General features: G+C 60.7%; 23 protein-coding genes. 12 read left to right on the forward strand and 11 right to left on the reverse strand.

Annotated features, from left to right (window positions below; all coding sequences use genetic code 11):
* Nucleotides 1–79 precede the first annotated feature (79 nt).
* The 9 genes from ACW9IN_RS19085 to ACW9IN_RS19125 all read left to right on the forward strand — a co-directional run bounded on the left by ACW9IN_RS19085 (nucleotide 80) and on the right by ACW9IN_RS19125 (nucleotide 10,192).
* A complete protein-coding gene (locus ACW9IN_RS19085; RefSeq protein ID WP_457367353.1) occupies nucleotides 80–1,387 on the forward strand; it encodes a CitMHS family transporter in 1,308 nt (435 codons plus the stop codon).
* A gap of 64 nt (nucleotides 1,388–1,451) precedes the next feature.
* Entirely contained in the window at nucleotides 1,452–2,219 is a 768-nt protein-coding gene (locus ACW9IN_RS19090) for a TerC family protein (protein ID WP_457367354.1), read from the forward strand.
* Nucleotides 2,220–2,440: 221 nt separating this feature from the next.
* The gene (locus ACW9IN_RS19095; protein WP_457367355.1) at nucleotides 2,441–4,099 is read left to right on the forward strand and encodes a Na/Pi cotransporter family protein; all 1,659 of its coding nucleotides are present in this window, start codon (nucleotides 2,441–2,443) and stop codon (nucleotides 4,097–4,099) included.
* A 57-nt stretch (nucleotides 4,100–4,156) separates the two neighbouring features.
* Nucleotides 4,157–5,542 carry a M16 family metallopeptidase gene (locus ACW9IN_RS19100; RefSeq protein ID WP_457367356.1) on the forward strand — a complete coding sequence of 462 codons (1,386 nt, stop codon included), beginning with the start codon at nucleotides 4,157–4,159 and terminating at the stop codon, nucleotides 5,540–5,542.
* Nucleotides 5,543–5,610: 68 nt separating this feature from the next.
* Complete coding sequence (locus ACW9IN_RS19105) at nucleotides 5,611–6,642, forward strand: DUF5924 family protein (protein WP_457367357.1); 1,032 nt, start codon at nucleotides 5,611–5,613, stop codon at nucleotides 6,640–6,642.
* Nucleotides 6,643–6,695: 53 nt separating this feature from the next.
* Nucleotides 6,696–7,844, forward strand: coding sequence for an MlaE family ABC transporter permease (locus tag ACW9IN_RS19110; protein ID WP_457367358.1), 1,149 nt, complete (start codon nucleotides 6,696–6,698; stop codon nucleotides 7,842–7,844).
* A complete protein-coding gene (locus ACW9IN_RS19115; protein ID WP_071490959.1) occupies nucleotides 7,841–8,644 on the forward strand; it encodes an ABC transporter ATP-binding protein in 804 nt (267 codons plus the stop codon). Before ACW9IN_RS19110 ends, ACW9IN_RS19115 begins: the two co-directional genes overlap by 4 nt.
* A 1-nt stretch (nucleotide 8,645) precedes the next feature.
* Entirely contained in the window at nucleotides 8,646–9,584 is a 939-nt protein-coding gene (locus ACW9IN_RS19120; RefSeq protein WP_457367359.1) for an MlaD family protein, read from the forward strand.
* Nucleotides 9,581–10,192 carry an ABC-type transport auxiliary lipoprotein family protein gene (locus tag ACW9IN_RS19125; protein WP_457367360.1) on the forward strand — a complete coding sequence of 204 codons (612 nt, stop codon included), beginning with the start codon at nucleotides 9,581–9,583 and terminating at the stop codon, nucleotides 10,190–10,192. Before ACW9IN_RS19120 ends, ACW9IN_RS19125 begins: the two co-directional genes overlap by 4 nt.
* A gap of 93 nt (nucleotides 10,193–10,285) precedes the next feature.
* Here ACW9IN_RS19125 and ACW9IN_RS19130 read toward each other — a convergent pair whose 3' ends face one another.
* The 5 genes from ACW9IN_RS19130 to ACW9IN_RS19150 form a co-directional block, all read right to left on the reverse strand.
* The gene (locus ACW9IN_RS19130; protein WP_457367361.1) at nucleotides 10,286–11,515 is read right to left on the reverse strand and encodes a nucleoside recognition domain-containing protein; all 1,230 of its coding nucleotides are present in this window, start codon (nucleotides 11,513–11,515) and stop codon (nucleotides 10,286–10,288) included.
* 96 nt (nucleotides 11,516–11,611) lie between these two features.
* Nucleotides 11,612–12,943, reverse strand: a complete 1,332-nt coding sequence (gene gltP, locus ACW9IN_RS19135) for a glutamate/aspartate:proton symporter GltP (RefSeq protein ID WP_457367362.1) — start codon at nucleotides 12,941–12,943, stop codon at nucleotides 11,612–11,614.
* Nucleotides 12,944–13,669: 726 nt separating this feature from the next.
* Nucleotides 13,670–14,137 (reverse strand): inhibitor of vertebrate lysozyme family protein, encoded by a 468-nt coding sequence (locus ACW9IN_RS19140; protein ID WP_457367363.1) that lies wholly within the window; start codon nucleotides 14,135–14,137, stop codon nucleotides 13,670–13,672.
* A 2-nt stretch (nucleotides 14,138–14,139) separates the two neighbouring features.
* On the reverse strand, nucleotides 14,140–14,304 hold the full coding sequence (locus ACW9IN_RS19145) for a DUF1328 domain-containing protein (RefSeq protein ID WP_003170804.1): 165 nt from the start codon (nucleotides 14,302–14,304) through the stop codon (nucleotides 14,140–14,142).
* An 80-nt stretch (nucleotides 14,305–14,384) separates the two neighbouring features.
* Entirely contained in the window at nucleotides 14,385–14,684 is a 300-nt protein-coding gene (locus tag ACW9IN_RS19150) for a hypothetical protein (RefSeq protein ID WP_457367364.1), read from the reverse strand.
* A 378-nt stretch (nucleotides 14,685–15,062) separates the two neighbouring features.
* Here ACW9IN_RS19150 and algB point away from each other — a divergent pair, with 378 nt between their 5' ends.
* Entirely contained in the window at nucleotides 15,063–16,409 is a 1,347-nt protein-coding gene (gene algB, locus ACW9IN_RS19155) for a sigma-54-dependent response regulator transcription factor AlgB (protein ID WP_457367365.1), read from the forward strand.
* 10 nt (nucleotides 16,410–16,419) lie between these two features.
* The gene (locus tag ACW9IN_RS19160) at nucleotides 16,420–18,207 is read left to right on the forward strand and encodes a KinB sensor domain-containing domain (RefSeq protein ID WP_457367366.1); all 1,788 of its coding nucleotides are present in this window, start codon (nucleotides 16,420–16,422) and stop codon (nucleotides 18,205–18,207) included.
* Here the strand turns inward: ACW9IN_RS19160 and ACW9IN_RS19165 are convergent.
* The 6 genes from ACW9IN_RS19165 to ACW9IN_RS19190 all read right to left on the reverse strand — a co-directional run bounded on the left by ACW9IN_RS19165 (nucleotide 18,204) and on the right by ACW9IN_RS19190 (nucleotide 23,763).
* A complete protein-coding gene (locus ACW9IN_RS19165; protein ID WP_457367367.1) occupies nucleotides 18,204–18,980 on the reverse strand; it encodes an N-acetylmuramoyl-L-alanine amidase in 777 nt (258 codons plus the stop codon). The two genes, ACW9IN_RS19160 and ACW9IN_RS19165, sit on opposite strands and share 4 nt — an antisense overlap.
* A 100-nt stretch (nucleotides 18,981–19,080) precedes the next feature.
* Complete coding sequence (locus ACW9IN_RS19170; RefSeq protein ID WP_457367368.1) at nucleotides 19,081–21,132, reverse strand: diguanylate cyclase; 2,052 nt, start codon at nucleotides 21,130–21,132, stop codon at nucleotides 19,081–19,083.
* Nucleotides 21,129–22,007 carry an endonuclease/exonuclease/phosphatase family protein gene (locus ACW9IN_RS19175; protein ID WP_457367369.1) on the reverse strand — a complete coding sequence of 293 codons (879 nt, stop codon included), beginning with the start codon at nucleotides 22,005–22,007 and terminating at the stop codon, nucleotides 21,129–21,131. Before ACW9IN_RS19175 ends, ACW9IN_RS19170 begins: the two co-directional genes overlap by 4 nt.
* Before the next feature lie 9 nt (nucleotides 22,008–22,016).
* The gene (dsbA, locus tag ACW9IN_RS19180; RefSeq protein WP_457367370.1) at nucleotides 22,017–22,652 is read right to left on the reverse strand and encodes a thiol:disulfide interchange protein DsbA; all 636 of its coding nucleotides are present in this window, start codon (nucleotides 22,650–22,652) and stop codon (nucleotides 22,017–22,019) included.
* A gap of 169 nt (nucleotides 22,653–22,821) precedes the next feature.
* A complete protein-coding gene (locus tag ACW9IN_RS19185; protein ID WP_457367371.1) occupies nucleotides 22,822–23,427 on the reverse strand; it encodes a c-type cytochrome in 606 nt (201 codons plus the stop codon).
* A gap of 33 nt (nucleotides 23,428–23,460) precedes the next feature.
* Nucleotides 23,461–23,763 carry a c-type cytochrome gene (locus ACW9IN_RS19190; protein ID WP_457367372.1) on the reverse strand — a complete coding sequence of 101 codons (303 nt, stop codon included), beginning with the start codon at nucleotides 23,761–23,763 and terminating at the stop codon, nucleotides 23,461–23,463.
* 192 nt (nucleotides 23,764–23,955) lie between these two features.
* Here ACW9IN_RS19190 and yihA point away from each other — a divergent pair, with 192 nt between their 5' ends.
* Nucleotides 23,956–24,597 (forward strand): ribosome biogenesis GTP-binding protein YihA/YsxC, encoded by a 642-nt coding sequence (gene yihA, locus ACW9IN_RS19195; RefSeq protein ID WP_457367373.1) that lies wholly within the window; start codon nucleotides 23,956–23,958, stop codon nucleotides 24,595–24,597.
* The last annotated feature ends 66 nt before the right edge of the window (nucleotides 24,598–24,663 follow it).

A 24,663-nucleotide genomic window follows, 5' to 3' on the forward strand; every position in this document is an offset into this window, starting at 1 on the left:
GCACGTCTCGTGACTTTCGTTCTGCGCTGACCCGACCCGGTTCGCCATTCCCTAGCCGCGCTACGCCTGGAGTACTCCTATGCTGACTTTCCTTGGCTTTGCCATGGTCATTACGTTCATGTTCCTGATCATGACCAAGCGCCTGTCCGCGCTGATCGCCCTGATCATCGTGCCGATCCTGTTCGCGCTGTTCGGTGGTTTCGCGCCGAAGATCGGCCCGATGATGCTCGAAGGCATCACCAAGCTCGCGCCGACCGGCGTGATGCTGATGTTCGCCATCCTCTACTTTGCCCTGATGATCGACTCCGGCCTGTTCGACCCGGCCGTGCGCAAGATCCTCAAACTGGTGAAGGGCGACCCCCTGAAAGTATCCGTTGGTACCGCCGTGCTGGCCCTGGTCGTGTCCCTCGACGGTGACGGCGCCACCACCTACATGATCTGCGTGGCCGCCATGCTGCCGCTGTACCAGCGCATCGGCATGAGCCCGCGGATCATGGCCGGCTTGATCATCCTCGCCGGTGGCGTGATGAACATGACCCCCTGGGGCGGCCCGACCGCCCGTGCCGCCAGTGCGCTGCATGTCGACCCCTCGGATATTTTCGTACCGATGATTCCGGCGATGCTGGCCGGTGTGATCGCGATCCTGGTGATCGCCTATATGTACGGCAAACGCGAGCGGGCGCGCCTGGGTGAACTGCACCTGCAGGGCGATGAAATCGACCACAGCGAGATCAGTGTGTCGCAGTACCCGGACGCCCGCCGTCCGAAGCTGATCTGGTTCAACGGCGCCCTGACTTTCGCCCTGATGTGCACGCTGATCGCCGGCCTGTTGCCGCTGCCCGTACTGTTCATGGTGGCATTCAGTATCGCGATGATCGTCAACTACCCGTGCCTGCAACAGCAAAAAGACCGCGTCGCCGCCCACGCCGGCAGCGTACTCGCCGTGGTCGGGCTGATCTTCGCCGCCGGTATCTTCACTGGCATTCTGTCGGGCACCGGCATGGTCGACGCCATGTCCAAGAGCCTGCTGGCCGTGATCCCGCAAGCCATGGGTCCGTACCTCGCAGTGATCACTGCGCTGGTGAGCATGCCGTTCACCTTCTTCATGTCCAACGATGCCTTCTACTACGGCGTATTGCCGGTACTGGCCGAAGCCGCCAGCCACTATGGCATCACCGCCGTGGAAATGGCCCGTGCCTCCATCGTTGGTCAGCCCGTGCACTTGCTCAGCCCGTTGGTCCCTTCGACTTACCTGCTGGTCGCCCTGGCGGGGATCGAATTTGGCGATCACCAGCGCTTTACCCTGAAGTGGGCAGTGCTGGTGTGCCTGTGCATAATGTTCGCCGCTTTGCTGATGGGGATTTTTCCGCTGTTCAGCACTCTATAATCCTACCGACTCACCGCGCGGCGCTGCAGCTGGCGCGGTTTAACACTTGCTCAAAGGAATACACATGGAATGGCTGACCAATCCGGAAATCTGGATTGCCTTCTTCACCCTGACGGCCCTCGAGATCGTCCTGGGCATCGATAACATCATCATGATTTCGATCCTGGTCAGCCGCATGCCCAAGCATATGCAGGCCCGCACCCGGATCTTCGGCCTGGCGCTGGCCATGGTCACGCGAATCCTGCTGTTGTTGTCGATCACTTGGGTCATGCAACTCACCGCCGACCTGTTCGTGGTCTTCGGCCAGGGCATTTCCGGTCGCGACCTGATCCTGTTCTTCGGTGGCTTGTTCCTGCTGTGGAAAAGCTCCCAGGAGATGTACCACGCCCTGGAAGGCGAAGATGAAACCCACGACGAACCGAAAGGCGCCGGCGGCAAGTTCATCTACACCATCGTGCAGATCGCGATCATCGACATCGTGTTCTCCCTGGACTCGGTCATCACGGCTGTCGGCATGGTCTCCCATGTGCCGGTCATGGTTGCCGCAATCATCGTCGCCGTGCTGGTGATGATGCTGGCCGCGGGTACCATCAGCGCGTTCATCGACAAGCACCCGTCGCTGAAAATGCTGGCCCTGTCGTTCCTGCTGGTAGTGGGTACCGTGCTGATCGCCGAATCCTTCGACGTGCACGTACCAAAAGGCTACGTCTACTTCGCCATGGCGTTCTCGCTGGCGGTGGAAGCGGTGAACATCAAGATGCGCACCGCCATCGCGAAAAAGAAGAAACAGCAGGACCCGGTGAAACTGCGCAAGGACATTCCGGGTCAATAACCCGAACGCCGCGTGATCATTCCCGCGCTCTGCGTGGGAATGCCTCGTGGGACGCTCTGCGTCCCGCAGGTTTCATGACAGTTTTGTTTCAATCCCCACTTCAGCTATGCGATGCTGGCGCAGAGCCCATTCGCCAACTACAGCTTAAGTACAAGACGTAGAGCGGCACGCGGTAAATTTCCTTCGCCCTGATTGGGGCGCACCCACACGGGGGGCCGAGCATGCTGACCTTGCTCAATCTGCTTTCCGCCGTGACCCTGTTGATCTGGGGCACGCACATCGTCCGTACCGGCATCTTGCGGGTCTACGGCTCCAACTTGCGTCAAGTCATCGGGCAGAACATGTCCAGGCGCTGGCTGGCATTTGTCGCCGGCATCCTGGTGACCGCCATGGTGCAAAGCAGCAACGCCACCGCGATGCTGGTCACGTCTTTTGTCGGCCAGGGCCTGATGGGCCTTACGCCTGCGTTGGCCACCATGCTCGGCGCCGATGTCGGTACCGCACTGATGGCGCGGGTACTGACGTTTGACCTGTCCTGGCTGTCGCCGCTGCTGATCTTTCTCGGGGTGATCTTCTTCCTGTCGCGCAAGCAGACGCGGGCAGGGCAGATGGGACGTGTCGGCATCGGCCTCGGGCTGATCATCCTCGCCCTGCAACTGATCGTCGAAGCGGCCGGGCCGATTACCCATGCCCAGGGCGTGAAGGTGCTGTTCGCGTCACTGACCGGCGACATCCTGCTCGACGCCCTGGTCGGTGCCCTGTTCGCGATGATTTCCTACTCCAGCCTGGCCGCCGTCCTGCTCACCGCCACCCTGGCCGGTGCCGGTGTAATCGGCTTGCACGTCGCCATCGGCCTGGTGATCGGCGCCAATATCGGCAGCGGTGTGCTGGCCTTTCTCAGCACCAGCATGCAAAACGCCGCCGGTCGTCAGGTGGCCCTGGGCAGCCTGTTGTACAAACTGATCGGCCTGCTGCTGATCATCCCGGTCCTTGATCCGCTCGTACGCTGGATGGATGGTCTGGACTACAGCGCCCAAGGCATGGTCATCACCTTCCACCTGCTCTACAACGTCAGTCGTTGCCTGATCCTGCTGCCCACCATCGGCCCGATGGCACGCTTGTGTGCCTGGCTGCTGCCCGAGCGCGAAGAGAGCAACGGCAAGGCCAAGCCGCGCCACCTCGACCTGGCCGCCCTGACCACGCCCAGCCTGGCGTTGGCCAACGCGGCGCGGGAAACCCTGCGCCTGGGCGACCTGATCGACAATATGCTTGGCGCCATGCAGGAGGTGTTGCGCGGCAAACAAACCGCCATCACCCAGGAAATGCGCAGCCTCAGCGATGACGTCGAATCGCTGTACAGCGCGATCAAACTCTACCTGGCGCAAATGCCCCGGGAGGACCTCAGCGAGCAAGACAGCCGGCGCTGGGCGGAAATCATCGAGCTGTCGATCAACCTCAAGCTGGCCGGCGACCTGATCGAGCGCATGCTGCGTAAAGTCCAACAGCAGAAAACCTCGCAACGCCGGCAGTTCTCGGAAGTCGGCCTGGAAGAACTCACCGGCCTGCACAGCCAGTTGATCGCCAACCTGCGCCTGGGCCTGTCGGTGTTCCTCAGCGCCGACCCGGAAAGCGCACGCCAGTTACTGCGTGAGAAACGCCGCTTCCGCGCCCAGGAGCGCCGCCTGGCCCATGCCCACGTCAGCCGCCTGCAACGCAAAATCGTGCAGAGCCTGGAAACCAGCTCGCTGCACCTGGAACTGATTGCCGACATGAAGCGCCTCAATTCACTGTTTTGCAGCAGCGCCTATGTAGTGTTGGAAACGTCCGACACCGGCGCACTCTCCGCCGAAGATATTGCCGACATCACACATTCGCCCTGAACGGATGATGGCCCGTGAAGTCAGTTAACACTGACCTCACTCGCCAGGAAGCTTGTTATGCGTCGCCTGTTACTTGCCTGCCTGCTCGTGGGTTCTGCCCACACCTTTGCCTTTGACCGCCTGCAAGTCGAGGGTTACGCCCTGCCCAATGGCCTGCAATTGCTGCTCAAACCGGGCACCGAGCGCGGGCATGTGGCCATCCGCCTGGTGGTCGGCGTGGGCCTGGATGACTTCCGTTGCGAGGACAAGGAACTGCCGCACCTGCTGGAACATTTGCTGTTCAGCGGCATCGATGGCGGCGGCGAGGGCGATCTGGAAGACCGCATGCAAGCCCTGGGCGGCGAGTGGAACGCCTACACCAGCAATGCCGACACCACCTTCGTGATCGAGGCGCCTGCGCAAAACCAGCGCAAAGTGCTCGACCTGCTGCTGGCAATCCTGACCCGTACCGAACTGACCGACGCGAATATCAAGGCCGCCAAACAGGTGGTCGAACGTGAGGACGGCGGTCACTACTCACACCTGCAACGCCTGCTGGATCGCCAGGACCTGGGCCACAACGCCAGCAACCAGCTCGCAGTCGAACTGGGCCTCAAATGCGCCGAGCGCGCCGAGGTCGATCACTTGACCCGCGACCAGTTGGAGAGCCTGCGCAAAAACTGGTACGCGCCCAACAACATGACCCTGATCATCGTCGGCGACCTCGACAAGCTGCTGCCGGCCTACCTGGAACGTACCTACGGCCAGCTCGAACCGGTCGAGCCCAGCGAACACCTGCCACTCCCTGAAATCCAGCACGCCGCCGCCGACCGCCGTGAATTGATCCATGGCTGGCTCGGTGACGGCGCCAAGCTGCACTGGCTGTTCCCCGAGCCGGTACTGGACGATCAGCACGATGAAACCTATGACTTGCTCAAGGACTATTTCGACTGGGCGCTGTACCGTCAACTGCGCCTCAAGCACGCGTTGTCCTACGGTCCCTGGAGCGAACGGGAAGTACTCGGTGGCGTCGGCTTCCTCAGCCTGAACGCCGACCTCGAGCGCGAAAACCTCCCCGACGCCGAACAGGTGCTGCGCGATCTCAAGGCCGACTTGCTCAAGAACGGCCTCGATCCAACGGTCTTCGCCCGCCTGCAACAAGCCGCCATCGCCCGCCAGGCCTGGGCCGTGCAAGGCAACAGCGCCCTGGCCGATTACTACTGGAGCGCATCCGGCGACTACAACAACGGCCACTTCAGTGACCCGGTCAAACGCATCAAGGCGGTGAGCCTGAAGCAAACCAACCAGGCTTTGCGCCAAGTACTCAACCAACCGGGCTACTGGCGCATCGAAAAGCCGCTGCTCAGCTATGACACGCTGACCTGGATCGGCGCCGCCATGCTCGGGCTGATCACCGTTGTGCTGATCGGCGTGCGGTCTTATCGCAAACGAGTTGCGCAATGAGGCACCGAACGACGGGCTAAGGCGTTATTCTGTCGGGGATTTTTCCTACCCAGACTGTGAACCGCCGAATGCCGAACCTGACCCGCCATATCCAGCGCATCCTTGAACTGATGAAGCGCTACCCAGGGGTGATTGCGCTCGGCGGTTTTATCTCGGGCGTGTGCAGTTTCATCCTGGTGGACCGCCAGCAGGGCATGGCCAGCTGGATCGCGGTGATCATGCTGGTGAGCTGGCTGTGGCTGATGCTGGAAAACAGCTTTACCCAGCTGTTCACCAAAGTCTTCAAGCGCGAAATTCCCGAACCCTTGCTGCGCTACGCGACCCAGATGATCCACCAGGAAAGTCTGTTCTTCGTGCTGCCATTCTTTTTCGTCACCACCGCCTGGAACAGCGGGCAATCGGTGTTCACCGGCTTGCTCGGCGCGGCGGCGCTGGTGTCGATCACTGACCCGCTGTATTACAAATGGCTGGCGCCCAAGCGCTCGCTGTTTCTCGCGCTGCACACCCTGACCCTGTTCGCCGCGCTGCTCACTGCGCTGCCGATCATCCTGCACCTGACCACCGCCGAGAGTTACAAACTGGCCCTCGGCGTCGCCATGGCCTTGTCGATCCCGAGCCTGGCAGTGAGCCTGCCGCTGCGCAGCCTCAAAGGCTGGGCGATGCTGCTGGGCGTCACCGCGGCGATCGGCTGCGCCGGCTGGTTCCTGCGCAGCTGGGTGCCGCCGGCCACCCTGTGGATGACCGAAGTGGCTATCAGCACCCAACTGCAGGACCGCACGCCCGGCGATGACCTCAAGGAAGTCAACGCCGCCCAGTTGCGCAGCGGCGGACTCTACGCCTACACCGCCATCAACGCCCCGCGCGGGCTGGATGAGCGGATCTACCATGTGTGGAAATTCAACGGCAAAGAGGTCGACCGCATTGCCCTGGATATCCACGGCGGACGCAAGGAAGGCTATCGCGCCTGGACCCACAAGCAGAACTTCCCGGCGGATGCCGTGGGCCGCTGGCAAGTGCGGGTGCTGACCGAGGACGGACAGGTGATCGGGGTATTGCGATTCAACGTGACGGACACAGCACAAACGGACAACCCAAAGTAGGTCGGATCGTGCTATTACGTAGGAATTGTGGATAGCAGACACGCTCGGAGCTTATGACCAACAGTACGATGGCCGGCGCAGCCCACCTCGATACGTCCTCCGTTCCTCCGTTACTCAGGATTACGGGGGACTGGACACTTGCCCACTACACCCACCTGAAGAAGCTGTCGGACACCCTCGACGGCCAGTACGACGCCGGCGCCCGCATTGACCTCAATGGCCTCGGTGCCCTGGACACCGCCGGGGCGTCACTGCTGGTGGAGCTGCTGGGCCCCACCCGCATCGAACAGTCCGCCGAGCATAACGATTGCAGCTTGTCCGCCGCCGACCGCGCACTGCTCAAGACCGTCTACCGCTCCCTGAATGATTTCTGCGTGCCGGACAAGGCACCGGAAGAAGCCACTGGCATCCAGGTGCTGGCGCGGATCGGCCGGGCGGTGGACACCGTCTGGCAAGACAGCAAGAAACTGCTGGGCTTCGTCGGCCTGATCCTCGAGACCTTCGCCCGCAGCATTCTCAGGCCCCGGCGCTGGCGCGTCACACCGATGGTCGCCCATATCGAACAGACCGGTCTCGACGCCGCGCCCATTGTGGCCTTGCTGACCTTTCTGGTCGGTGCGGTGGTGGCCTTTCTCGGCGCTACCGTGCTCGAAAGTTTTGGCGCCACGATCTTTACCGTCGACCTGGTCGCGTTCTCGTTCCTTCGCGAGTTCGGCGTACTGCTCACCGCCATCCTGATGGCTGGCCGGACCGCCAGTGCCTTTACCGCACAGATCGGCTCGATGAAAGCCAACGAAGAAATCGACGCCATCCGCACCCTGGGCCTCGACCCGATGGAGCTGCTGGTGCTGCCCCGCGTACTGGCGCTGCTGGTGGCGCTGCCGATGCTGACCTTTCTGGCGATGCTCTCGGGCATCATCGGCGGCGGCGTGGTGTGCGCCGTGGCCCTGGATATTTCGCCGGCGATGTTCCTCTCGGTGCTGCATTCGGACATTGGCGTGCAGCACTTTGTGGTGGGCATGATCAAGGCGCCGATCTTCGCGTTCCTGATCGCGGCCATCGGTTGCCTGGAAGGTTTCAAGGTCAGCGGTAGTGCCGAGTCGGTCGGCGCCCACACCACCTCCAGCGTGGTGCAATCGATCTTTGTGGTGATCGTGCTGGACGCGGTGGCTGCACTGTTCTTCATGGAGATGGGCTGGTGAGTCGGCTACACCGGGCGCCCAGCGAGGCGGTGATTGAAGTGCGCGGCCTGTGCAATCGCTTCGGCAGCCAGAGCGTGCACGAAAACCTCGACCTGGACTTGTACAAAGGCGAGATCCTGGCAGTGGTCGGCGGCTCCGGCAGCGGCAAGTCGGTGCTGCTGCGCAGCATCGTCGGCCTGCGCCGCCCCAGCGAAGGGGAAGTGCGGGTATTCGGCAAGAACCTGCCAAGCCTGCCAGAACATGAACGCTCCCTGGTCGAACGGCGCTTTGGTGTGCTGTTCCAGAAGGGCGCGCTGTTCTCTTCGCTGACGGTGACCGAAAACGTCGCACTGCCGTTGATCGAACACGCCGGCCTCAGCCGCCGCGACGCCGAGCATCTGGCGGCGGTCAAACTGGCCTTGGCCGGGCTGCCGTTGTCCGCCGCTGACAAATACCCGGCGTCGCTCTCCGGCGGCATGATCAAGCGTGCCGCACTGGCCCGCGCGCTGGCGCTGGACCCGGACATTTTGTTCCTCGACGAACCCACCGCCGGGCTCGACCCGATCGGCGCGGCGCAATTCGACCAGTTGATCCTGACCCTGCGCGACGCGCTGGGCCTGAGTGTGTTTCTGGTCACCCATGACCTGGACACGCTGTACACCATCACCGACCGCGTGGCGGTGCTGGCGCAGAAGAAGGTATTGGTGGCCGACGCCATCGATGTCGTCTCGGAAACGGACGATGCCTGGATTCACGAGTATTTCCACGGCCCCCGAGGCCGCGCGGCACTGGATGCCGCCCAATCGCTCAACGAGGTATGACATGGAAACCCGAGCCCATCATGTGATGATCGGTTTGTGCAGTGTGATCGTGGTGGTCGGCGCGATGCTGTTTGGCCTGTGGCTGGCCAAATCCAGCGTCGACACGGCCTTCCAGGACTACGAAGTGATCTTCAACGAAGCCGTCAGCGGCCTGTCCCAGGGCAGTTCCGTGCAGTACAGCGGCATCAAGGTGGGCGACGTCACCAGCCTGCGCCTGGACCCTAAAGACCCGCGCCGCGTCCTGGCCCGCATCCGCCTGGCCGGCCAGACGCCGATCAAGGAAGACACCCAGGCCAAGCTCGCACTCACCGGCATCACCGGTACCTCGATCATCCAGCTCAGTGGCGGCACACCGCAAAGCCCCGAACTCAAGGGCAAGGACGGCGAATTGCCGCAGATCATCGCCTCGCCGTCGCCTATCGCGCGCCTGCTCAATAACAGCAACGACCTGATGACCAGCGTCAACCTGCTGCTGCACAACGCCAATCACATGTTCTCCCGGGAGAACGTCGAGCGCCTGAGCAACACCCTGGACAATCTGCAACAAACCACCGGCGCCATTGCCGACCAGCGCGGCGATATCAAGGTGGTGATGCAACAACTGGTACAGGTGAGCAAACAAGCCAGCGCAGCGCTGGAACAGACCACCGTGTTGATGCGCAACGCCAATGGCTTGCTCAACGAGCAAGGCAAACAAGCCTTCGGCAGCGCGGAGCAAGCCATGAAATCCCTGGAGCAAAGCACCGCCACCATCAACACCTTGCTGAGCAACAACAAGGACTCGGTGAACAGCGGCATGCAGGGCCTCAATGAACTGGCGCCGGCGGTGCGCGAACTGCGCGAAACCCTCGCGTCGCTGCGCGCCATTTCCCGCCGCCTGGAAGCCAACCCCAGCGGTTACCTGCTGGGCAGCGACAAGAACAAGGAGTTCACGCCATGAAGCGTGCTTATCAAGTGATCGTTCCCGTGGCGCTGGCCCTGATCAGCGCGTGCTCGATCCTGCCCAAAGCCGACCCTTCCAACGTGTATCGCCTGGCCAGCGCACAGACGTCCAGCCAGGGCACCCCAGTCAGTTGGTCACTGCGTGTGAACAAGCCGCAAACCAGCGAGTTTCTCGACAGCCCGCGCATCGCCGTGGTGCCCAATGGCGATCTGATCAGCAGCTATGCACAGTCGCGCTGGAGCGACCCCGCGCCCGTGCTGCTGCGCAACCGCTTCATGGATGGTTTCCAGCGCGATGGCCGAGTGACGCTGCTGAGTACCGACGAGACCAATCTGCAGGCCGACTATGAGCTGGGCGGGCAATTGCAGGCGTTCCAGAGTGAATACCACGGCAGTGCGGTGGAGGTAGTGATTCGCCTGGATGCGCGGTTGGTGCGCGGGAGTGATCAGCGGATCATTGCCAGTCGGCGGTTTGAGGTGAGGCAGCCGGTGGCAGATACCCAAGTGCCGGAGGTGGTGGCCACGTTTGGGCGGGCGGGGAATCAGTTGAACAAGCAGGTGGTGGATTGGGTGGTGCAGCAAGGCAATAGTGCTGCGAAACGCTGAGGGCCTCTTCGCGGGCAAGCCCGCTCCCACATTTTTGATTTGTAAACACAGTCAAATGTGGGAGCTGGCTTGCCTGCGATATCAATTCAAGCCTTAACCAAAGAACCAGTAGCACACCGCAATAGCTGCCACCACACCGGCAAACTCCGCCAGCAACGCACACCCCACCGCATGCCGGGCGCGCTGGATGCCTACCGAGCCGAAGTACACCGCCAACACATAAAAGGTGGTTTCCGTGCTGCCCTGGATCGTCGCCGCCGCCAGTGCCGGGAAGCTGTCCACACCCTGGGTCTGCATGGTTTCGATCAGCAGCGCCCGCGCGGCACTGCCGGAAAACGGCTTGACCATCGCCGTCGGCAAGGCGTCGACGAAGCGCGTGTCCAGGCCGGTCCACGCCACCAGATGGCGAATGCCTTCCAGGCCGAAGTCCAGTGCGCCGGACGCACGCAGCACGCCGACGGCACACAGCATCGCCACCAGGTAAGGCAGCAGGTTCTTGGCCACGTCGAAGCCTTCTTTGGCGCCTTCGACAAACGCCTCGTACACCTTCACCTTGCGTAACGCGCCGATTACCAGGAACAGCATGATCAGACCGAACAGCGTGAGGTTGCCGAGGATCGACGACAAACCCGCCAGCGCCGTGGCAGACAGCGTCGCCAGCAACGCCATGAAACCGCCCAGCACCAGCGCCCCCGGAATCAGGTAGGCCAGCACCACCGGATCCCACAGGCGCAGGCGCTGCATGATCGCCACCGAAAACAGGCCGACCAGGGTCGAGGCGCTGGTGGCCAGCAGAATCGGCAGAAACACCAGCGTCGGGTCCGGCGCGCCTTGCTGCGCGCGGTACATGAAGATAGTCACCGGCAGCAGCGTCAGCGAGGACGCATTGAGCACCAGGAACAGAATCTGCGCATTGCTCGCGGTGTTGGGGATGGGGTTGAGTTCTTGCAGCGCCTTCATCGCTTTCAAGCCGATGGGCGTCGCGGCATTATCCAGGCCCAGTCCATTGGCGGCAAAGTTGAGGGTGATCAAGCCGATGGCGGGGTGGCCGGCAGGCACTTCCGGCATCAGGCGGCGGAACAGCGGGCCAAGGGCCTTGGCCAGCCAATCGACGATTCCGGCTTTTTCGGCAATGCGCAAGAAGCCCAGCCACAAGGTCAGGGTGCCGAACAACAGCACCATCACTTCCACCGACAATTTGGCCATGGCAAAAATGCTTTCGACCATCGCCGCGAAAATACCGGCGTTACCGCCGACCAGCCATTGCGCCAGTGCCGACACCGCTGCCACGACAAAGAAGCCAAGCCACAGGCCATTGAGCATCAGTTGAATCCCCCGAATGATGGGGCGAATGATAGCGGGGCTGGCAGAAACGACAAACCCCGGATTTTCCGGGGTTTGTTCAGCATCACACGCGTATCAGCCGCGGCTGATCTCGCCGACCGGCAAGGCTTCCTTGCTGCGCCAGTGCGGCAGGGAGTTCCAGTAGCGCTGGCCCTTGCCCTCGTCGTACATGCCTTCCCAACGGGCGATGACCAGCACGGCCAGAGCGTTGCCGATCACGTTCAGAGCGGTGCGCGCCATGTCCATCACACGGTCGACGCCGGCAATGAACGCCAGGCCTTCCAGCGGAATGCCAACACTGCCCAGGGTGGCCAGCAGCACCACGAAAGACACACCCGGCACACCGGCGATGCCTTTGGAGGTAACCATCAGGGTCAGCACCAGCATCAGTTGCTGGCCGATCGACAGGTCGATGCCGTACAGCTGGGCGATAAAGATCGCAGCGATACTCTGGTAGAGCGTCGAACCATCGAGGTTGAACGAGTAACCGGTCGGGACCACGAAGCTGCAGATGGCCTTGGGCGCGCCGTAGGCTTCCATCTTCTCGATCACACGTGGCAACACGGTTTCGGAGCTGGCGGTGGAGTAGGCCAGCACCAGCTCATCCTTGAAGATGCGCATCAGCTTGATCACCGAGAAGCCGAACAGGCGTGCGATCAGACCCAGTACCACAAAGGCGAAGAACAGAATGGCCACGTAAACCAGGATCACCAGCTTGGCCAGCGGCAGCAGGGAGGTAAAACCGAAGCTGGCGACGGTCACGGCGATCAGCGCAAACACGCCGATCGGGGCGTACTTCATGATCATGTGGGTGACTTTGAACATGCTCTCGGACACGCCCTGGAACATATTCACCAGCGGCTCGCGCAGCTCGGGTTTGAGGCTCGACAGGCCCAGACCGAACAACACCGAGAAGAAGATGATCGGCAGCATTTCGCCACGGGCCACGGCGGCGAAGATGTTCGACGGGATCAGGTTGAGGATGGTCTGGATGAACGCATGCTCATGCTGCACTTCCGCCGCAGTGGCGGTGTACTTGGAAATATCGACGGTACCCAGGGTACTCATGTCGATGCCGGCACCCGGGTGGAACAGGTTTGCCAGCAACAAACCGACCACGATGGCGATGGTGGTGACGATTTCGAAGTAAAGGATGGTTTTGACGCCGATACGCCCAAGCTTTTTCGCGTCACCGACACCGGCAATGCCGACGATCAGCGAGGAAATAACAATCGGGATCACGATCATCTTGATCAGGCGGATAAAGATATCGCCCGCCGGCTGCAACACATTGCTGATCCACCAGGCCTTTTCAGCACTGAAATGGTTGAGCACTGCGCCGATTGCGATCCCCAGCACCAGGCCGATGAGGATCTGCCAGGCGAGGCTTAGCTTTGCCTTCTTCATGTCATTACCCTTACTTCAAGTGGACTTAAGGCAGATGCGCCATCTGGAACGCCCGGGAGCGAAAAAATGTGTGCATCGGCCTCCGTAGAAGGTCACCGCCGCATGGCCGAAATGGCTTACCGGCAGGCGAAAAAAGGCGCAACTATTCCGATGCAAGGGATCGACGTCTAATGCCGTAAACGCCTACCCCATGCATAATCGGCATGAGTTTTTTTGGAAATATCTGTCCAAACGGTCAGTACAAATGTGACTTTTTTGCCGGCAAATATGCCGTGAACCGGCCAAAACCGGCTCGCGCAGAGATTCAGGACGTCTCGGGACCGTTGGCGGAAATGTCTGGAAATTCAGGTGTGCCACGTCAGAAATGTCCTATGACGCAGGCAAAACTTTATCGATAGATGGTCGCCGCGAAACACCAGGCAACGGTTCGCGACAGGCAAAATTGGAATTCTCGGCTATGCGATGCATGAGCGCGAAAATGACAGACACAAGCCCGTCGCAAGTTCAGCAAGCCTCGGACTTGTGAACTTGCGTCGCAGCTTTTCGCCTGACCCGGCCCTTGCGCAGGCACTCCCTGTACCCGTAGGTCACGCCGATCCCATTCGATCAGAGCAACCCGGCCCCTTGGTCATGTACCGCCCTTGGCGAGCGGCGCAGACAGAAAGAAGCGTGAGGCTTCTTTCTATGGACGCAGGCTCCGTGGCCGACTAAAGCGTCGGACGGAACCTAGTACCAATTCGGGTCTTTCTTCAGCTGCTCCATCAGCAGCTTTTGCATGCCTTCATCCGGCTTACCGATATATCGGTAATCGGCGTGCCGCGTGGGGGATTTGTCCGCCGGCAGGCCAGCAGGAACCTCCACCAACATGGCGTAGGCGTCTTTCTTGTCGAAGCTGAAGGCCACGATCAAGCGCTTGTTCAGACAACTGTCTGCGGTTTCGCAGAGTGGCCCGACCAGGTACTTATCGCCATCTTCTTCAACGGCGTTCATTTGCTCCGCCGCACCCGACAGGTTCATCACCCACTCGGGCAGGCGCTCCTCTTTCTTCACCACGCCTTGCCAGGTTTCGCGGTACTGCGGGTCCGCAGTGAGCAATTCGTTGGCCCGGGCCTGGCCGTCGTTGGCGGCCATTGCCCAGCCACTGCCGCCCAGAAGCAGGACGGCAGCCATGGCCTTGAGGGACAGAGTGGTCATAATCAGCCTCGGCCGCGACGACCAAAGAAGAACGAAGCGATGAACATCACCAGGAAGACGACAAACAGGATCTTGGCGATACCCGTGGCGGTGCCCGCGATACCACCGAAGCCCAGGACAGCAGCCACAATGGCGATGATCAGAAATGTGATTGCCCAACTCAACATGGTGATTCTCCTTACGCTTTCATAGAGGTAACAGCGGTAGTGCCAGACGGACGCTCAACACAAACGGTCGTCTTTCTTGCTTAGAACACCCAGCGTTCCTCAGTAGGGAGCGCGTTCAGGGTGGAATCTTGCCCAGCCACTCTCAGCTGTGGCGCCGTCACATCTGCAACTGCGCTGCCAACGGAATGGCTCTCAATAGGACGGAAGTGGGTCTGGGTCATGGCCGGGCGCGAGAATTGCGGGATTTGCTGCTGACTCTGCTGCCAATGCTGGATTTGTTGGCCGGCAATCAAAGTGACCATCAGGGCCAGGCTGGCGAACAGGCCTTGCTGCAAGCGCAGGGGCGATACGTACAACTGGCTGAGGGCTTGGCGAGTCATGCTGCATTTCTCCCGCATTCTGATTATTCGTTGGGAGAGATATTGCAGAGCGCATGCCAGGTTTTTTACAAAATAAAACCTAACAAAATCAAATAGTTAAATATTATCGATCGTCCATACGCCTAGCATCCTGCACGATGGCCCGCCCAGGGCCGTGCGAAATGCACGATCACCAGCGGTCGGCTCGATGGATCGAAAGAGATTGGAACGTTGCCGAAGTGGCAAGACGGCATGAAAAGGCCATCAGCCGGGGCTTTGCGGGCAGTCACGCAGAATAGATGCACAGCCAGGCCGTTTATCGATCAGAATAAACCATGCAACTTGCCCGATTATTCCGGGACTAACCAAGATCACTCAATATTAAGGAGCGCGGGACAGATGGAATCAGCCAAGGAGCTTCAAGGCCGCATTCTTTTAGTGGATGACGAATCCGCGATCCTTCGCACTTTCCGCTACTGCCTGGAAGATGAAGGCTATACCGTAGCCACCGCCAACAGTGCCGCCCAGGCCGATGCGCTGATGCAACGCCAAGTGTTCGACCTATGCTTCCTGGATCTTCGTCTGGGCGAAGACAATGGTCTGGACGTACTGGCCCAGATGCGGATTCAAGCCCCGTGGATGCGCGTGGTGATCGTCACGGCCCATTCGGCGGTCGATACGGCGGTCGATGCCATTCAGGCGGGTGCCGCCGACTACCTCGTCAAACCCTGCAGCCCTGATCAACTGCGCCTGGCCACCGCCAAGCAGTTGGAGGTGCGTCAGCTCTCCGCGCGACTGGAAGCGCTGGAAGGCGAAGTCCGTCAATCCAAGGACGGTCTCGACTCCCACAGCCCATCGATGATGGTGGTGCTGGAAACCGCGCGCCAAGTGGCGGGTACGGACGCGAATATCCTGATCCTGGGTGAATCAGGCACCGGTAAGGGCGAGTTGGCCAGGGCCATCCACGGTTGGAGCAAGCGCTCGAAAAAATCTTGCGTGACCATCAACTGCCCGTCGCTTACGGCGGAACTGATGGAAAGCGAGCTGTTCGGCCACAGCCGCGGCGCATTTACCGGCGCCAGCGAGAGCACCCTGGGCCGGGTGAACCAGGCGGATGGAGGAACGCTGTTTCTCGATGAGATCGGCGATTTTCCCCTCACATTGCAACCCAAATTGCTGCGATTCATCCAGGACAAGGAATACGAGCGGGTGGGCGACCCGGTCACCCGACGTGCCGATGTGCGCATCCTCGCCGCCACCAACCTGAACCTCGAAGACATGGTGCGCGAAGGGCGCTTTCGCGAAGACTTGCTCTATCGCCTCAACGTCATCACCTTGCACCTGCCACCCCTTCGCGAGCGCAGCGAAGACATCCTGACCCTGGCCGACCGCTTCCTGGCGCGCTTCGTCAAGGAATACGCGCGACCGGCCCGTGGCTTCAGCGATGAGGCACGGGAGGCACTGCTCAATTACCGCTGGCCGGGCAATATCCGCGAGTTGCGCAACGTGGTCGAGCGCGCCAGCATTATCTGTGCGCAGGAGAAGGTCGAAATCAGCCACCTCGGGATGGCCGAACAGCCGACCAACAATGCCCCTCGCATCGGTGCGGCGCTGAGTCTGGATGAGCTTGAAAAGGCGCACATCGGCGCAGTACTGGCAACCAGCGACACTCTGGACCAGGCGGCACGCACCTTGGGCATCGATGCATCGACGCTGTACCGCAAACGCAAACAGTACAACCTGTGAGCGACACCCTATGAAGCTTGCGATGAAACTGCGCACTCGGTTGTTCCTGAGTATTTCAGCGTTGATTACCGTCGCCCTGCTGGGATTGATCCTGGGGCTGGTCAGCGTCATGCAAATGGCCAAGAGCCAGGAATCGCTGATTCGCAGTAACTTCATCACCCTGGACCTGGGACTCAAACTGCGCCAGAGCCTGGGCGACCAGTTGATCATGATGCTGGAGAAACGCCCTGACCCCGAAGCACTGCAAAACTCCAAGCAGCGCTACTTCGACCTGCTTGACCAAGGCATCGCCCACGAGCAGCGAGACGGCAAAAGCACTGGCTTCAGCCAGGCCCGCGTCGACTATCAGAACCTGTTGAGCGCGTTCGATGAGTCCCAGCAAGCCTCGCCGCCCTCCGGCAGCAAGGAGAAACTCACCGAAACCTTCAATGTTCTGCGCAATGGCCTGATCGCCGAGCACAAACAGGCGCTGGCGAACATCAGTAGCAGCGAACACAAGTCCCGCGAGCGGGCTCTGTTGATCGCCGGCCTGTTAGGGCTGGTGGGGCTTGCGGTTTTGATCATCGGCTTTGTCACGGCCCATGGTATTGCGCGACGTTTCGGCGGGCCGATCGAAGCACTGGCCAAGGCCGCAGACCGGATCGGGCAGGGCGATTTTGAGGTGACGCTACCGATTTCCTCGGCCGCCGAGATGAACCAACTGACTCGTCGCTTCGGCATCATGGCCGAAGCGCTGCGCCAGCATCAGGCAACCAACGTGGACGAACTGCTGGCCGGCCAGCAGCGTTTGCAAGCCGTGCTCGACAGCATTGACGACGGCCTGTTGATGATCGACCGCCAAGGCCGCCTGGAACACCTCAACCCCGTGGCACAGCGCCAGCTGGGCTGGGACGAGGAACGACTCGGCCAAGGACTAGGCGAAGCATTGGTGCGCCCGGAGCTCGACGAGCAACTGCAATTGGTACTGCGAGGCGGCAACCTGGAACGGGCGCCAGAAGACCTGGAAGTGGAAGTCGACGGCGAGCTGCGCCTGCTGACCTATAGCCTGACGCCGGTGAGCCACACTCAGGGGCATATCCTCGGCGCCGTGATGGTGCTGCATGATGTGACCGAGCAACGCGCCTTCGAACGCGTGCGCAGTGAATTCGTCTTGCGCGCGTCCCATGAACTACGCACCCCGGTAACCGGCATGCACATGGCCTTCGGCCTGTTTCGTGAGCGCGCGAAGTTCCCGACAGAGTCCCGCGAAGCAGACCTGCTGGATACGGTAAACGAAGAAATGCAGCGCCTGATGCAGTTGATCAATGACTTGCTCAACTTTTCGCGCTACCAGAACGGCCTGCAAAAGCTGACCCTGGGACCCTGTGATGTCACTGACCTGCTCGAACATGCCCAAACGCGCTTTGCCGAACCGGCCAACGCGCAACACATCGAACTGCTGGTAGAGGTGCAACCCGACTTGCCCCATTTGTATGCCGACCAGGCACAGCTGGAGCGCGTACTCGACAACCTGCTGGGCAATGCACTGCGACACACGGCTGAAGGCGGACAGATTCATCTGCAAGCACGACGCCATGGCGAACGAGTAATCATCAGCGTCGAAGACAACGGCGAGGGCATTGCCTATGGGCAGCAAGGGCGGATCTTCGAACCCTTCGTTCAGGTTGGCCGCAAGAAAGGCGGCGCAGGCCTGGGTCTTGCACTGTGCAAGGAAATCGTGCAACTGCACGGCGGCCGCATGGGGGTGTATTCACGGCCGGGGCAGGGTACGCAGTTCTATATGGCGCTACCGCTCTAGCGACGGTTCAACGCTCGCAGGATAGCGGCACTTTCAGCATCCGGCGTGCCATCGAACAGTGACGGGCGGAAGTGCATCTGGAACGCCGCAATCACGTGGCGCGTGGCGACATCCAACTCACCGGTTTGCGGTGTCGGGTAGCCTAATTGGGCCAGCTCTTCCTGGAACCAGGTGATGCTGGGCAGTTCGGCAGCGTATTCAACCTGGAAACGCGCCACGGCCTGGGTGTCCGGCCAGACCCCCAACCCTTCTGCAGCGAGGCGCTTCCACGGGAACAGCGGGCCAGGGTCCAGTTTGCGCAGCGGCGCAATGTCGCTGTGACCGATGATGTTTTTTGGGTCGATCCCGTTGCGCTTGCTGATGTCCTTGATCAACACCACCAGGGACTTCACCTGCGCCTCGGAGTAGGGGTACCACACCCGACCAGTGGGTGTGTCTTTGTAGCCGGGGTTCACTATTTCGATGCCGATAGAGCTGGAATTGAGCCAGGTGCGCCCCATCCACTCGCTTTCCCCCGCGTGCCAGGCGCGCTGACTTTCATCCACCAGCTTGTAGATGGTGCCGGAGGCGTCATCGCCGATCAGATAATGGCTGCTGACCTGCCCGTGGGTGAGGAGTGCCAGGGAGCGTTCCAGGTTGGTTGAGGTGTAGTGAACGACGATGAACTGCACGCGATTATCGTGGTTGACCGAAGGGTGACTGGTATCCATGCGCGGGCCGCTGGCGCAGCCGGCGAGCAGGAGAAAGACAAAGGCGTAGAACAAGGATTTCATGGCGGAAGGCATTACACTGAAGACGATAATGCAACAGTGTAACGTACGGCTTGCAGCCCGGCGGTCAAATCCGGGCTTTATATACAAAATGGAACAACTTTCAGGCCGCCTTCACCTGATTGCGCCCCGAGGCCTTGGCTCGGTAAAGCGCATCATCGGCACGCTTGAGCGCCAGCTCGCTGCGCTCGCCCGGCTCGAACTGTGCCACCCCCATGGAGACCGTGATGGTCACCGGCTCGCCCTTGAAATGGAACGGGCACGCCTCGATCGCGGCACGCAGGACCTCACCCACGGCCAAGGCATCCGCCAGGGTCGAGTGGGGCATCAGCAGCACGAATTCCTCACCGCCAAAGCGCGCAATGAAGTCGGTGGAGCGCAGGCGTTTGCGCAGCACGTTGGCGATGATCTTCAGCACCTTGTCACCGGCCAGATGGCCATACCCGTCGTTGATGCGCTTGAAGTGATCCAGGTCCAGCATGGCCAGCGACAGGCTGTTGCCATGCTGGTGCCAGGCGTTGACCTCGTAATCCAGGCGCTCGCTCCAGGCGGCACGGTTGGGCAGGCCGGTAAGGGGGTCGATCAGAGCTTTCTGGCGTTGCACTTCCAGGTGCTCGCGATACCCTTGGGCCTCCTGCTCCATATTGGCCACCCGCTCCGCCAGCCCCTTGAGGCGTGCCGCCACTTCGTGTTCGCGTTGGTCCCGCTGACGCTGGTGTTCATCCATGGTACCGAGCAGGCCCTCGAGATGGCTCTCCAGCACCTGCTTGAGGCTGTCCAAGTCGGCGGCGTCCTGTACGCTGCTCTGCAACCCGTCGACCTGTTCACGAATCTGCGTATCCAGCTCGCGCGCGGCGGAGCTACTGTCGGCATGCCCCTCGCTGGCGACCTGCAAATGCCCCTGGAACGCCTCGAGCCGCTCATTGAGCTGCTTGAGGTAAGCCTCGAACTCATGCTGGCCGCTGTCGGTGATCGCCAGCATCAGCACCGCCAGATCATCGAGGATCGGCAGCAGTTCGTACCAATTCAAGCCGTGGGCAAGACGCTCGCGCATGGCCTCGGCCTGGGGCCGGTGGCGCTCGGGTAGGGACAGGTCTTCCAGCAGGCCCAATAGAGTGTCTTCAATGTGCTTGGCCACGGAGCTGTAGGAAGGCTCCGGCGTGTCGGGCAGGGCATAGCCGCTGTCCGATTGCAGCTCATCGGGATCGGGCTCTTCTTTTTCCTGCACAGGTGGGAGGGAAAGACTGCCGATCACCGTTTCATCCGGTGTATCGACCTGCACAGGCGGGCTTTCGATAAAGGCCGCGAGCGCACTTTCGGGTGCCACAACCTCCACCGGTTGCTCGATCACAGGCTCCACAGGTGGCGCCGGCAAGGCAACAGGTGCCGCTTGCACTGGCGCCTCGAAGACCGGCGCGTCAATAACAACCTCGACAGCCTTGCTCACTGCGACCGGTTTCGGCTGCGGATTGACCTCAACCTGAGGCAACGGTGCAAAGGCGCGCAAGGCTTGTTTCAGCTCTTCGGAGGACTCCGGTTCCACGGGCTCGGAAACCGGCTTGGGCGTAGTCGGTGGCGTAACCTGAGGCAATACGGGCTCGCTTGCCTGGGGTTCGTTCGCGACGTCCCGGGCACCAAACAAGCGTTGCAGCAGACCCGGCGCAGCACGTGACGCCTCGCCCTCCGGCTCCAGGTTGTTCAGTGCCTGCCCTTGCAAGCCACTCAACTCACTGAGCAGCAGCGGAATTTCCCGGGCCTGTCCGACACGGCTGTCCAACTGCTTGGCGAAGGTCTTCAACGGGCGGGCCACCTCGCGGGGCAGCGGCAGCTTTTGCAGTTGTGCGACCAACGAGGTCAACGCCGTGCTGATCTGGTCAACCCGGGTTTCGCGACGCTGCTCCGAGTCGAGCACGGCTTTTTCCAGGCGCGGCAACAAGGCGGCAAGGGCGGCGTCCATATCGTCCGTTCGGACAACGTCGCGCATCTCCTTCATGCATTGGTCGACCGCACGGTCGGTGCCTTCAGCCGCCAGCGTGCTGCGCACCAGACCACGACGCAACAGGTCGAGGCGCGCAGCCCAGCGTCGCTCGAGTTTTTCTTGCTGCTCGATGCTTTTGAGGTATTTCTCTTTCCAGCGCTGGGCGTCGTCGCTCATGCAAGGGGTCCGCGAGGGCCTGGGCTCAGCGCGGGCAATGCATCAACCGTGAGCGAACCCGGCAGACGAATCTCTACCGCGACCGGCAGGTGATCGGAGATGGGCTGCGCCAGCACTTGCACATTTTCGAGTGTCAGGGTCGGGCTGAGCAGGATATGGTCAAGACAACGTTGCGGGCGCCAACTGGGGAAGGTTGCTTCGGCTTGCGGTGCCAACAGCCCAAGGTCACGCAACGGAGAATTCTGCAACAGGTCGTTGGCATGGGTGTTCATGTCACCCATCAACACCTGGTGTTTGTAACTGCCAATCAGCTCGCGGATATAGCCCAATTGCAGGGTGCGGGTACGTGCACCCAGCGCCAGGTGCATCATCACCACCACCAAAGCTTCCGGGCCTTCACCGAAGCGTACGAGGATCGCGCCACGGCCCTTGGGGCCCGGCAATGGGTGATCTTCAATGGCCGTCGGCTTCAGGCGACTGAGCACGCCATTGCTGTGCTGAGCCAGGCGCCCAAGGTTGCGATTGAGCTGTTGATACCAGTAGGGGAATGCGCCGAGCTGGGCCAGGTGTTCGACCTGATTGACATAGCCGGAGCGCAAACTGCCGCCGTCGGCTTCCTGCAAGGCAACCAGGTCGAAGTCGTTGAGCAGGTCGCCGATCTTCTGCAGATTACCGGCACGCCCATGATGAGGAAGCAGATGCTGCCAACCACGGGTGAGATAGTGCCGGTATTTTTCGGTGCTGATACCCACCTGGATATTGAAACTGAGAAGACGCAGCCGACTGTCTGCCGGCAGGCCCGTGGACTCCAGATGATGCTCGTTGACCTGCGGGTCATGCAGGCCAACGACACGTTCGGTACCTCGGCGACGCATGAAGCCCCCTTACTTGGCTGCGCGCTCTTTGGCGATCAGCTGGTCGGCAACATTGAGAGTCTGCTCAGGACCACCGGAAGTGCCCAGGTCGAAACGGTATTTCCCGTTGACGATCATGGTCGGTACACCTTGCACACCGTACTTCTGCGCCAGCTCTTTAGCCTGCTTGATCTGGCCCTGGATGGCGAAGGAGTTGAAGGTGGCCAGGAACTTGTCCTTGTCGACACCCTGGGTGGCTACAAAGTCAGCCATTTCGTCCGGCTTGGTCAGGCGCTTGCCTTCTTTCTGGATCGCATTGAACACGGCGTTATGAACCTTGTGCTCCACACCCATGGCTTCCAGGGTCAGGAACAGTTGGCCGTGGGCATCCCAAGGGCCGCCGAACATGGCGGGAATGCGTTTGAAGTTCACGTCGGCAGGCAGTTTTTCGATCCATGGGTTGATGGTCGGCTCAAAGGCATAGCAGTGCGGGCAGCCGTACCAGAACAGCTCCACCACTTCGATCTTGCCGGGTACCGAGACAGGCACCGGGTTGGCCAATTCAACGTAGGTTTTACCGGCTTCAAGCGGCACGTCGGCAGCTTGCGCGGTCACACCGAAGAGGCTGGCAGTGACGAGAGCGGCGCTGAGGATCAGATTACGCATGCTTTACTCCTGGACAAATAAAGTCGCCTCACGCGACCTTTGTTGTGACAGGTCTGCGCGGGCATGAGTTCGTTAGTGTAACGGCACCGGCCACAAAAAAGGGCGGCCGGAGCCACCCTTTTTATGCTTGCATCGAGAGATTAATCGAGCGTTAACCGTCGTATTTGTATCAGTGCAGACCCTGGATGTACTGGGAAAGCGCCTCAATGTCCTTGTTGCTCATTTTATTGGAGATGGTTTGCATGATTTTGGCATCGCCATCGTTGGTGCGATTACCTTCACGGAAGTCCGTCAGTTGCTTGGCGATGTACTGCGCATGCTGGCCGCTCAAGTGCGGGAAGCCAGCAGCGGCAAGGCCTGCGCCGTTAGGCGAGTGACAGCCGATGCACGAAGGCATGCCCTTTTCCAGGTTGCCACCACGGAACAGTTCTTCACCGTGCGCCACGACGTTTGGATCGGCAGCTCCCACACTGCCCTTCTGGCTGGCAAAATACGCCGCAATGTCGGCCATGTCCTGATCGCTGGAGTTGGCGAGCAAGCCGGTCATTTCCAGTACCGTGCGCTTGCCGTCCTTGATGTCGTGCATCTGCTTGGTCAGGTAGCGTTCGCCCTGGCCCGCCAGTTTGGGAAAGTTTGGCGCCGGGCTATTGCCATCCGGCCCGTGGCAAGCACCACACACGGCGGCTTTCGCCTGGCCCGCAGTGGCGTCGCCTGCAGCATGGGCAACACCGGTGATGCCCAAGGTCAACAGCAGACTCACGATCAGTTTGTTCATCAGCTAATCCAACTACGGCTAAGGGTTTAAGAGTTATCTACCGGGTTTACTCACCATCAACTCAATGATGGCCTGGTAATCCTCAGTACTGCAGTCCATGCACAAACCACGCGGCGGCATTGCCTTGAAACCCTGGGTCACGTGCTGCACCAACGTGTCCATGCCCTGCGCCAGTCTTGGCGCCCAGGCTGCCTGGTCACCCCGCCTGGGGGCGTTGGGCAGTTGGCCGGCATGGCACGCCACGCAAACTCGGTTGTACACCGCTTCCGGATCCTGTGTAGCCTGAGCGCCGCAAAGCGGAATCAGGACACCGAAAGCCAGCAACCACTTGGTCATACGTCGACCATTTCAGGGTTTGAGAGCGTTTTGCGTTCTAATGCGCAATATAGGTCTATCGCTCCCGTGAACCTCATCCTTCGCTGGGACAAAGCACACACAAAATCTGCGGCATTATATACTGGCGCTACTGAAACGGAAACGACACCGCTTGCCGCACCCTTTATCGGCACCGCCCACATCGGAAATCTCATGCAACTCAAGAATCCCATCCTCGGCCTGTGCCAACAGTCCACGTTCATGCTCAGCGCCGCCAAAGTTGACCAGTGCCCCGATGACGAAGGCTTTGAAGTCGCCTTTGCCGGCCGTTCCAACGCGGGTAAATCCAGCGCGCTGAACACCCTGACTCACGCCAGCCTGGCGCGCACGTCGAAAACCCCGGGGCGCACGCAGCTGCTCAATTTCTTCAAGCTAGACGATGATCGGCGTCTGGTCGACCTGCCGGGCTATGGATATGCAAAAGTCCCAATCCCGCTCAAGCAACACTGGCAGCGTCACCTGGAGGCTTACCTGGGTGGCCGGGAGAGTTTGAAGGGGTTGATCCTGATGATGGATATCCGTCATCCAATGACCGATTTCGACCTGTTGATGCTCGATTGGGCTGTCGCGAGCGGCATGCCAATGCACATCCTGCTGACCAAGGCGGACAAGCTGACCTACGGCGCCGCCAAGAACACATTGCTCAAAGTGCAATCCGAGATCCGCAAGGGTTGGGGTGAGGCCGTCACCATCCAGCTGTTCTCGGCGCCCAAGCGCATGGGGCTGGAAGAGGCTTACACCGTGCTGGCGGGCTGGATGGAGTTGGCGGACAAGGGCGCGGAAGTCGCGGAATAACTTTCCTGCGGGCAAAAAAAACCCCGGACTTCGTATGGGGAGGGGAAGTTCGGGGTTCAAGTTCCG

The sequence above is a fragment of the Pseudomonas sp. SDO5271_S396 genome, assembly GCF_054071795.1.

Coding starts and splice junctions, on each gene's coding strand:
- ACW9IN_RS19085 (WP_457367353.1), top strand. CDS start 80: ATGCTGACTTTCCTTGGCTTTGCCATGGTCATTACGTTCATGTTCCTG.
- ACW9IN_RS19090 (WP_457367354.1), top strand. CDS start 1,452: ATGGAATGGCTGACCAATCCGGAAATCTGGATTGCCTTCTTCACCCTG.
- ACW9IN_RS19095 (WP_457367355.1), top strand. CDS start 2,441: ATGCTGACCTTGCTCAATCTGCTTTCCGCCGTGACCCTGTTGATCTGG.
- ACW9IN_RS19100 (WP_457367356.1), top strand. CDS start 4,157: ATGCGTCGCCTGTTACTTGCCTGCCTGCTCGTGGGTTCTGCCCACACC.
- ACW9IN_RS19105 (WP_457367357.1), top strand. CDS start 5,611: ATGCCGAACCTGACCCGCCATATCCAGCGCATCCTTGAACTGATGAAG.
- ACW9IN_RS19110 (WP_457367358.1), top strand. CDS start 6,696: ATGACCAACAGTACGATGGCCGGCGCAGCCCACCTCGATACGTCCTCC.
- ACW9IN_RS19120 (WP_457367359.1), top strand. CDS start 8,646: ATGGAAACCCGAGCCCATCATGTGATGATCGGTTTGTGCAGTGTGATC.
- ACW9IN_RS19125 (WP_457367360.1), top strand. CDS start 9,581: ATGAAGCGTGCTTATCAAGTGATCGTTCCCGTGGCGCTGGCCCTGATC.
- ACW9IN_RS19130 (WP_457367361.1), bottom strand. CDS start 11,515: ATGCTCAATGGCCTGTGGCTTGGCTTCTTTGTCGTGGCAGCGGTGTCG.
- gltP (WP_457367362.1), bottom strand. CDS start 12,943: ATGAAGAAGGCAAAGCTAAGCCTCGCCTGGCAGATCCTCATCGGCCTG.
- ACW9IN_RS19140 (WP_457367363.1), bottom strand. CDS start 14,137: ATGACCACTCTGTCCCTCAAGGCCATGGCTGCCGTCCTGCTTCTGGGC.
- ACW9IN_RS19145 (WP_003170804.1), bottom strand. CDS start 14,304: ATGTTGAGTTGGGCAATCACATTTCTGATCATCGCCATTGTGGCTGCT.
- ACW9IN_RS19150 (WP_457367364.1), bottom strand. CDS start 14,684: ATGACTCGCCAAGCCCTCAGCCAGTTGTACGTATCGCCCCTGCGCTTG.
- algB (WP_457367365.1), top strand. CDS start 15,063: ATGGAATCAGCCAAGGAGCTTCAAGGCCGCATTCTTTTAGTGGATGAC.
- ACW9IN_RS19160 (WP_457367366.1), top strand. CDS start 16,420: ATGAAGCTTGCGATGAAACTGCGCACTCGGTTGTTCCTGAGTATTTCA.
- ACW9IN_RS19165 (WP_457367367.1), bottom strand. CDS start 18,980: ATGAAATCCTTGTTCTACGCCTTTGTCTTTCTCCTGCTCGCCGGCTGC.
- ACW9IN_RS19170 (WP_457367368.1), bottom strand. CDS start 21,132: ATGAGCGACGACGCCCAGCGCTGGAAAGAGAAATACCTCAAAAGCATC.
- ACW9IN_RS19175 (WP_457367369.1), bottom strand. CDS start 22,007: ATGCGTCGCCGAGGTACCGAACGTGTCGTTGGCCTGCATGACCCGCAG.
- dsbA (WP_457367370.1), bottom strand. CDS start 22,652: ATGCGTAATCTGATCCTCAGCGCCGCTCTCGTCACTGCCAGCCTCTTC.
- ACW9IN_RS19185 (WP_457367371.1), bottom strand. CDS start 23,427: ATGAACAAACTGATCGTGAGTCTGCTGTTGACCTTGGGCATCACCGGT.
- ACW9IN_RS19190 (WP_457367372.1), bottom strand. CDS start 23,763: ATGACCAAGTGGTTGCTGGCTTTCGGTGTCCTGATTCCGCTTTGCGGC.
- yihA (WP_457367373.1), top strand. CDS start 23,956: ATGCAACTCAAGAATCCCATCCTCGGCCTGTGCCAACAGTCCACGTTC.